The organism is Streptomyces sp. NPDC033216 (genome assembly GCF_055577115.1).
This window is the reverse complement of sequence record NZ_JBVIQK010000001.1, coordinates 772,667-779,971: the sequence shown is the minus strand read 5'-3', so window position 1 is coordinate 779,971 and position 7,305 is coordinate 772,667. Positions and strand designations below refer to the sequence as shown.

General features: G+C 69.4%; 10 protein-coding genes and 2 pseudogenes. 5 read left to right on the top strand and 7 right to left on the bottom strand.

Features of this window, described 5'->3' with window-relative positions; translation table 11 throughout:
- Nucleotides 1-89: 89 nt before the first annotated feature.
- Nucleotides 90-527, bottom strand: a pseudogene (locus ACZ5Y0_RS03400) (hypothetical protein); the annotation flags it as partial.
- Nucleotides 528-689: 162 nt separating this feature from the next.
- Here ACZ5Y0_RS03400 and ACZ5Y0_RS03395 point away from each other — a divergent pair.
- Nucleotides 690-1,658: a GlxA family transcriptional regulator gene (locus ACZ5Y0_RS03395; RefSeq protein WP_469126942.1), complete on the top strand. Its 969-nt coding sequence runs from the start codon at nt 690-692 to the stop codon at nt 1,656-1,658.
- 160 nt (nt 1,659-1,818) lie between these two features.
- Here ACZ5Y0_RS03395 and ACZ5Y0_RS03390 read toward each other — a convergent pair whose 3' ends face one another.
- Nucleotides 1,819-2,121 (bottom strand): hypothetical protein, encoded by a 303-nt coding sequence (locus ACZ5Y0_RS03390; RefSeq protein ID WP_469126941.1) that lies wholly within the window; start codon nt 2,119-2,121, stop codon nt 1,819-1,821.
- Between the two features lie 159 nt (nt 2,122-2,280).
- On the opposite strand from ACZ5Y0_RS03390, the gene ACZ5Y0_RS03385 reads away from it, so the two are divergent.
- From ACZ5Y0_RS03385 to ACZ5Y0_RS03375, 3 genes are all read left to right on the top strand, one after another.
- Nucleotides 2,281-2,724, top strand: a complete 444-nt coding sequence (locus ACZ5Y0_RS03385; RefSeq protein ID WP_469126940.1) for an Hsp20/alpha crystallin family protein — start codon at nt 2,281-2,283, stop codon at nt 2,722-2,724.
- Nucleotides 2,725-2,838: 114 nt separating this feature from the next.
- Nucleotides 2,839-3,345, top strand: a complete 507-nt coding sequence (locus ACZ5Y0_RS03380) for a DUF2267 domain-containing protein (protein WP_469126939.1) — start codon at nt 2,839-2,841, stop codon at nt 3,343-3,345.
- Nucleotides 3,346-3,466: 121 nt separating this feature from the next.
- Nucleotides 3,467-3,829: a hypothetical protein gene (locus tag ACZ5Y0_RS03375; protein WP_469126938.1), complete on the top strand. Its 363-nt coding sequence runs from the start codon at nt 3,467-3,469 to the stop codon at nt 3,827-3,829.
- A 67-nt stretch (nt 3,830-3,896) separates the two neighbouring features.
- Here the strand turns inward: ACZ5Y0_RS03375 and ACZ5Y0_RS03370 are convergent, their stop codons facing one another.
- The 4 genes and pseudogenes from ACZ5Y0_RS03370 to ACZ5Y0_RS03355 form a co-directional block, all read right to left on the bottom strand.
- Nucleotides 3,897-4,109: a DUF397 domain-containing protein gene (locus ACZ5Y0_RS03370; RefSeq protein ID WP_469126937.1), complete on the bottom strand. Its 213-nt coding sequence runs from the start codon at nt 4,107-4,109 to the stop codon at nt 3,897-3,899.
- A pseudogene (locus ACZ5Y0_RS03365) lies at nt 4,106-4,291 on the bottom strand (Scr1 family TA system antitoxin-like transcriptional regulator); the annotation flags it as partial. The gene ACZ5Y0_RS03370 and the pseudogene ACZ5Y0_RS03365, both read right to left, overlap by 4 nt.
- Nucleotides 4,292-4,306: 15 nt before the next feature.
- Nucleotides 4,307-4,519, bottom strand: coding sequence for a DUF397 domain-containing protein (locus ACZ5Y0_RS03360; RefSeq protein WP_469126936.1), 213 nt, complete (start codon nt 4,517-4,519; stop codon nt 4,307-4,309).
- Nucleotides 4,519-5,364, bottom strand: coding sequence for a helix-turn-helix domain-containing protein (locus ACZ5Y0_RS03355; RefSeq protein ID WP_469126935.1), 846 nt, complete (start codon nt 5,362-5,364; stop codon nt 4,519-4,521). The genes ACZ5Y0_RS03360 and ACZ5Y0_RS03355 overlap by 1 nt, the downstream gene beginning before the upstream one ends.
- Before the next feature lie 220 nt (nt 5,365-5,584).
- Here ACZ5Y0_RS03355 and ACZ5Y0_RS03350 point away from each other — a divergent pair, with 220 nt between their 5' ends.
- Nucleotides 5,585-6,223, top strand: coding sequence for an ATP-binding protein (locus tag ACZ5Y0_RS03350; RefSeq protein ID WP_469126934.1), 639 nt, complete (start codon nt 5,585-5,587; stop codon nt 6,221-6,223).
- Here ACZ5Y0_RS03350 and ACZ5Y0_RS03345 read toward each other — a convergent pair.
- Nucleotides 6,220-7,299 carry a hypothetical protein gene (locus tag ACZ5Y0_RS03345; protein ID WP_469126933.1) on the bottom strand — a complete coding sequence of 360 codons (1,080 nt, stop codon included), beginning with the start codon at nt 7,297-7,299 and terminating at the stop codon, nt 6,220-6,222. The two genes, ACZ5Y0_RS03350 and ACZ5Y0_RS03345, sit on opposite strands and share 4 nt — an antisense overlap.
- Nucleotides 7,300-7,305 lie beyond the last annotated feature (6 nt).

The window sequence follows — 7,305 nt, the reverse complement described above, 5'->3', positions numbered from 1 at the left end:
GGGTCGACCGTCGACCCCGGCGGGCGCCGCGGCGTTAGTTGGTGTGGCATGGTGTGGAACAGCGTGGCGGGAGCTGTGAGCCGACGTGGCGTGCCCTTCGGCCGGACGATCATCAGGACCGTCACCGTCGCCCACAGCAGGTTGAAGACGCCGGTGAACATGGCCAGCCGGACGGTCGCCTCACGCGCCCCGGTGCCCTCGGCGAGGACCTCCTGCCGGGGCAGGACGAGCACGACGAGAACGAGCGCGGCCAGGACGGTCAGCACGATGGACACGATCAGCCAGGCGTCGCCGAGCACACCCATCGCGCCCGCCGTGAAGAACCCGAACACCGGAACAGCGATCCCGACGGCGGCGTACACCTGGCAGATCCGGTGCAGCAGCCGTACGGTCTCCGCCGCGCGGGCGTCGTCCGGCGCGGCCAGGGCCCGGCGCGCGGCGGGCGGGAACATGCTCGCGGCGACGGTGACGGGACCGATCGCGATGATCGCGGCGAGGACGTGGACGGCGAGGAGGAACTTGGTCACGGGCCGACGGTAGGCACCCGCCCGATCTCGCGGAAGTGGCGGAAGTGCCATGGGTCGACGGATTCTCGCCAAGCGGATCAAAGCGGGTGACGGTGGGCGTGGCCCAGTCACCATCCCTTCGGACCGCTTGGCGAAATCCCGTGGTATGCCTACGCTCTCGCCATGCACACCGTCGCCGTCCTGGCCCTGGAAGGGGTCATCCCCTTCGACCTGTCCGCCCCGATCGACGCCTTCGGCTGGGCCCGGCTGCCCGACGGCCGCGAGGCGTACCGGGTGCGGGTCTGCTCGCCGTACCCGTCGGGCGAAGTGAGCGCCGGGGCGTTCACGGTGCGGGCGCCGTACGGCCTGGAAGCCCTGGCGGAGGCGGACACGATCATCCTGCCCGGTGTCCAGGAGCCGCCGGAGCGGCTGCCGGACGGTGTCACGGAGGCGCTGCGCGCGGCGGCGGAGAACGGCACGCGCATCGCGTCGATCTGCGTCGGCGCGTTCCTGTTCGCCGCGACCGGCCTGCTGGACGGCCTGCGCGCGACGACCCACTGGATCGCCGCCCGCGAGCTGGCCGAGCGTCACCCGCGGATCACGGTCGACGCGAACGTCCTCTACGTCGACAACGGCCAGTTCCTGACGTCGGCGGGTGCCGCCGCTGCCCTGGACATGTGCCTGCACATGATCCGCCGGGACCACGGCTCGGCCGTCGCCGCGCAGGCCGCCCGCATGTCGGTCATGCCCCTCGAACGCGAGGGGGGCCAGGCCCAGTTCATCGTGCACGACGTGCCGCCCGCGCCGTCCGGGGCCACCCTGGAACCCCTCCTGCGCTGGATGGAGGAGCACTGTGCCCGCGATCTCACCCTGGACGAGATCGCGACCCACGCGGGCATGAGCACCCGCACCCTCAACCGCCGCTTCCGCGAACAGGCCGGCACGACGCCCCTGCAATGGCTGCACCGGGCGCGGGTGCGGCGGGCGCAGTACCTGCTGGAGACGACCGCGCACCCGGTGGAACGGATCGCGGCCCAGACGGGCTTCGGCTCCCCGACGGCGTTCCGGGAACGGTTCCGCAGGGTGGTGGGCACCAGCCCGCAGGGGTATCGGAGGGCCTTCCGGTCGGGGGAGGGGGTGCGGGTGGGCTGAGGGGCCCCTGCGGGGCAGGGGCCCCTCAGCCGGCAGGGTCAGCCCCGGCGGTCCGTGACCGCCTCGGAGGCCGGAGCGACGGCGGCCGGTGGGTCAGCCTCGACGGTCCGTGACCGCCTCGGAGGCCGACGCGATGGCGCCGGGTCCTCGGCCGGGGGGGTCAGCCTCGACGGTCCGCGACCGCCCAGGAGGCCAGCGCCACGGCGCCCGCGACCCCGACGACCGACGGCCAGGCGCCCACCTTCTTGGCCAGCGGGTGGGACCCCGCGAACGCCGCGACGTACGCGACGGTCAGGGCGCCCGCGGCCCTCCCGCCCGCGCGCCGCCGCCACCGCTGCGCGGCCGCCGCCCCCGCCACGGCGAGAACGGTCCCGCCGAGCTGCCGCTTCCCCGTCCACCGGGCCACGCCGTACCCGCCGACGAGTCCGCCCGCGGCGATCACGGAACTGGGCACCTCTGCCATCGTTGCCTCCTCGAAGTCGCCCCGAAGTCGTCTGAGGTTAATCCGGTGACCAGGCATCCTCCCTGACCTGAGTCGAGGCTTGTCAAGTTTCCTCCTTCGAGCTATATAAGAAGTCGTAGGGCATCGCACCGACAGGTCTGACGAGAGGAGTGGACTGTGATGCTCATGCGTACCGACCCGTTCCGCGAATTCGACCGACTCGCGCAGCAGGTCTTCGGCACAGCCGCCGGCCCCGGTACCGACGCACGTCCCGCCGCCATGCCGATGGACGCCTACCGGGCCGGGGACGACTTCCTCGTCCACTTCGACCTTCCCGGCATCGACCCCGAGACGATCGAGCTGGACGTCGAGCGCAACGTCCTCAACGTGCGCGCCGAGCGCCGCACCCCCGCCCCCGAGGGCGCGGAGCTGATCGTCGCCGAGCGCCCGACGGGCACCTTCACCCGCCAGCTCTTCCTCGGCGACACCCTGGACACGGAGCGCATCGACGCCTCGTACGAGGCCGGCGTCCTGACCCTGCGCATTCCCGTGGCCGAGCAGGCCAAGCCGCGCCGCATCCAGATCTCCGGCGGCGACGGAGGCCGCAGGCAGATCAGCGGCTGACGCCCCGCACCCGTGCGTGGCCCCGAGCTTCACCCTCGGGGCCACGGACGCGCCCCACCCCTGCCCCACCGCACCGGACCGGACCGACCCGGACCCGAAGGAGGAGCCCGAAGGATGACGACGACCGCGCGGACCCGGACGTGGCCGCAGACGCCGAGGACGGTGATCCCGGCCCCGCAGCGGCCCGTCCGCGCAGCAGCGACGGAAGACGACGGCGGGAGAGGCTGGAGCGAGCTGATCGCGGCGGTACGGAAGTCGGGCCAGTACCCGAGCACCGCCGAGGCCGAACGCGTGACCCGCACCGTCCTCTCCGCCCTGGGCGGTCAGGTGACCGGCGACGAACGCGTGGCCCTGGCCCGCGCGCTCCCGAGGGAGGCGGCCAGGGTGATCGCGTCGCAGATCCCGGCGACCCGCCCCCGGACGGCACGGGAGTTCGTCGACATGGTCGCGACCCTCGTCGAGGGAGCCACCCCCGCCACGGCCCGCTGGGACGTCAGCTCCGTCCTCGGCGTCCTGCCGCCCCGGATCGGTGACGCCCTGACCGACGACCTCCTGGCCCAACTCCCGCCCGGCTACGCGCTGTTGTTCGGTCGAGCGGAACTGGCGTGCCGCCCGGTCTGACCGCTGGCCCCCTTCGATCCGCCGGCCGCCGCCGACGTACGCCGAATCCGTTGGCGGCCGCAGCGGGACGGGGGAGAGGCTAGGGGTCCACCGAGCGACCGGACAGGCCTGGAGTTGCCCCTTGGAGACGACCGAACCCGAGCCCGCGGAGCACGCGAGGTACGCCGAGTACCTCCGTGCCCTCGGCCAGGTCCCGCCCGCGCAGGAGGCGGCGCCGGTACGCCGGATCCTCACCGACCCGGACCGTCAGATGGCCTGCGCGGCGGTGGTCCGCCACATGGACCGAAGGGGCGAGACCCTGCACCGTTGCCCGCCCGCGACCTGGCAGAAGTGGGCGGCCGCCATGAGGGAGGCCCTGGGACCGACCCCGCCCCCCTTCCTCGTCACCCGCCTGGAGGAGTGGACGTATCTCCACACCCTCACCACCGCCACGCCCCACCCCTGGAACCCGGCACCCCTGTCCACCGCCTCCGGCTGGCTCTGAGGTGCGGCGCGGGCCGGGTTCCGCGCGCCCGCCCGCTTCCCCCACCTGTCACCCCTCCTGCTCTCTCTCAGTCCCGGGTGCCCTCCCGCACGGCCCGTAGGAACGAGCGCCATGCCCCGCTCCCGAAGCCGACGACGAGTTCCCCCGCCCTCTTCGAGTCCCGCACGAGCGCCCCGCGTCCACTCACGGCACACTCGACGCACTCGCCCCCCGCCCCGTTGCTGTAAGAGGACGTGAACCACATCGGACGGCCGTCGTCGCCGGGGAGTGCACTGCTCACGTTGCGAACTCCTTCGAAATCGACTCGATCAACTGCGTCGAACGCCGAGGACTCAGGGCTGCGGCCCGCAGGCCGTCGAACGCCCGGGTGTACTCCCGTACATGATGCTCGCCCTCCAGGTAGACCGCATCGGTGATGCCGTCTCGGTAGACGATGTCGGGGTCCTCAGGAGCCGGGAAGCCCGACGCAACCCTTGTCTACGATCCAGCCTTGCCCCGCACGGAGACAACCACGAACCTTCGCCAGGCCTCAACTGACACCGCGACATGAGGACCGTCAGCAGATTTGGAGTCCCGTACGAGTACGCCTGCCGGCAGGAATGCCATCTCCACGCATTCCGTCGAGTTGGCGCCGCTGTACGAGGACTTGAACCAGGCAGGCTCGGATGAAGGCTGAGGGCCGACGGACATCACAGCTCCTTGCGGGCGCGGTGGATCAGGGACGAGGAGGCCTCCATGTCCAACGCTTGTGCCTGGAGGTACTCGAATGCAAGTCTGTATCGCTCAAGTTCCTCGTCATTCTCCAGAAAGAGCGAGCCCGTGTGGAAGTCGACGTAGACCACGTCGAGGGTTGGTTCGACACCGCCGATGATGACGAAACTTCCCAGCGCCGCGCCGTGGGCTCCCTTGGAGAAGGGCAGTACCTGGAGCGTGATGTGAGGGGACTCGTTCGCCTCCAGCAGCCGGTCGAGCTGGTCCCGCATGGTCTCCGGTGAGCCGACCACTCGCCGGATCACCGACTCATCGAGGATCGCCCACATACGAAGTGGCTTCGGGCGGGTGAGGATCTCCTGCCTCTTCATGCGGATGTCGACCAAGCGGTCGATCTCCGATGCCTCCAGAGGGATCTCGTTGGCCTTCTGCAGGGCAGTGCTGTAGGCGCGGGTTTGCAAGAGCCCGGGGACGTAGACACAGGCGAAGTGGTTCTCGCGTACGGCCTCGTCTTCCAGCGTCAGCAACAGGTTCATGCTCTCCGGGACGGAGTCGGAGAAGGAATTCCACCAGCCTTGCTGCTTGGCGTTCTTGGCGATGGCGACAACGGCCCGGCGCTCGGCTTCGGTTGCGTCATACTCGCGGCAGAGGGCGTCGACTACGAGCCACTTGACCGGACCGGCCTGCGTCTCATACCGGCTGACCGTAGCTTTGGATACGCCGACGAGACCTCCGGCCTCCTCAAGGGTGAGCCCTGCACGAGCACGCAACTTACGCATCATCGCGCCTAGTTGACGGCGGCGGGTAGTAGTCCTGTCGGACATGCGGCTCCTTTGCCATGCGCCGGGTGGTAGAGGCCCGGAGATCCCCATCAGGCTAGGCAGCGGCAGGAGGCCCGACCATCAGATTCACTCGATGGATTCCCGTGAGAAGTTACATGGTGAGACTTCTCTGTGTCATTCTCAGTGACGGAGCGCTACGCATTGCAGCCGGGTGGACATCGGCGGGCGCAGCATGCGCGTGGCCCGGCAGGGAGGAGTGCACATGTCCGGCAATACCAAGGGGGAGTACCGGCACCGGTCTGTTCTGCCTTTCGAGGCGGCGCCGGCCGAGGTCCGGCTGCTGCGTCGGTCTGTGGCCGCCCAGTTGGGACACTGGGGCGTACCCCACTCCGTGGCGGAAGCAGAACTTGTGGTCACTGAGCTGGCCACCAACGTCATCAAGCACGTGGGCGAGGGGGTGTCCGCCACACTGATCCTGGAATGGGACCGGGAGCGGCTGCGCGTGGAGATGCATGACAAGAACCCCTCAATGCCGACTCTCCCGGCTACTAGCTGTGAGGACGAGTGCGGACGCGGCCTGCACCTGCTCACGGCGCTCGCCGCGGACTGGGGGACTGTGCTCACCGCGGTCGGCAAGTCGGTGTGGTGTGAGATCGCCGCGCCTGCGGGACGTGCCTGCTATCGGGTGGAACGGGCGGTCCACACGCTGCGGTCGTACCAGGGCGTCAACGACGCCACCCTGTCCACGCACGCCAGGAGAGACGAGGTGGCCTTGAAGGAGTCGGCGGTGGAGCTGATCGCCGATCTGCTCCACTGGACGACGGCGAACGGTCATGACCCAGACGACATTCTCGATCAGGCCCAGATGCACTTTGAAGCTGAGACCGAGGCGGCTGCCTAAGGACTCTGGTGTGGCCGACGCGCTTCCGTGGTGGCCAGCAGCAGAGCTTCAGCGGAGGTTGAGGCACCGGCCCTGAGGAGCTCCAGTGCGGTGCGAAGGACTTCACGGTCGGGCTTGTCCCGTCCATAGATGTGGAGAAGGTCCCTGACCAGATCCTCCTGGCCTTCCTGAGTCAACAGGACGACCAGCAAGGCTGTCTCCGCCGGGCTGTAGGCGTCCGTTGTGTGCCGCAGAAGCGCCAGCACCTCATCCGCTTGCCGGCCGCCGTCGTACAGAGATTCCGCTCGCCTGGCGACGTTGCGGGCGGCCGCCGTATCGAGTTCAGTCCGCTGCCGGTCCCCTGCCAGACGGGGGACCGGCAGCGGAGCGACGACGGGAGCGTGAGGCGAAACGGCGGGTGAGCCGGCTTTGAGGAGGCTGACCCGTTCGCGCAATGAGGCGGCTTCCCGCCGCAGCACCTTGTACTTCCGCTGAAGGGCCCGCAGGCTGTCGGCCTTCAGTGAAGCTCGCTTCCGCAGCTCCTCATGTTCCGTGTGCAACTCCTCGTATGCCCCTCTGAGCTGCTCATTCTCGTCCTTGGCCGCGCGCAATCGGCTGGCCGCTGACTCCAGTTCCGTGCTCAGTTGCGAGGCGATTTCACCGTTCTGTTCGGCCGTCGCCTTCGCGTGCAACTGGTACAAGTCCGTCAGCGTGACGCCGACCTCTATGTCTCGCCTCGCGGCGTCAGCGCTCGCCGCCTTGAAGAGGATCTCCACCGAGCGCCGCTGGGGCAGCACCTTTCCACTGAGCGCCCTCGAAAGGGCGCTTTCGCACATTTTGAGCCGGTCGGCGACCTCGCCCTGTGTCGGGTTATGAGCTGGCGCGTCGCCACCCTTCGGCACGATGAGCAGGAGAGGGCAAAGGCTCTGAAGAGTGGCGGCGAGTTCACGCCGTGCTGGCGAAACGTCGCTTCCGAAGGGTTTCTTCGCCCACGCGTATGGAGGGCGGCTGTTTCTGCTGTACGGCACGCTTCTCAGGCCTCCCAGTTTCCGGCAACTCGACTTGCCAGCAGGCTTGTTGCCCAGGTTCGCGCTCATTCTGCC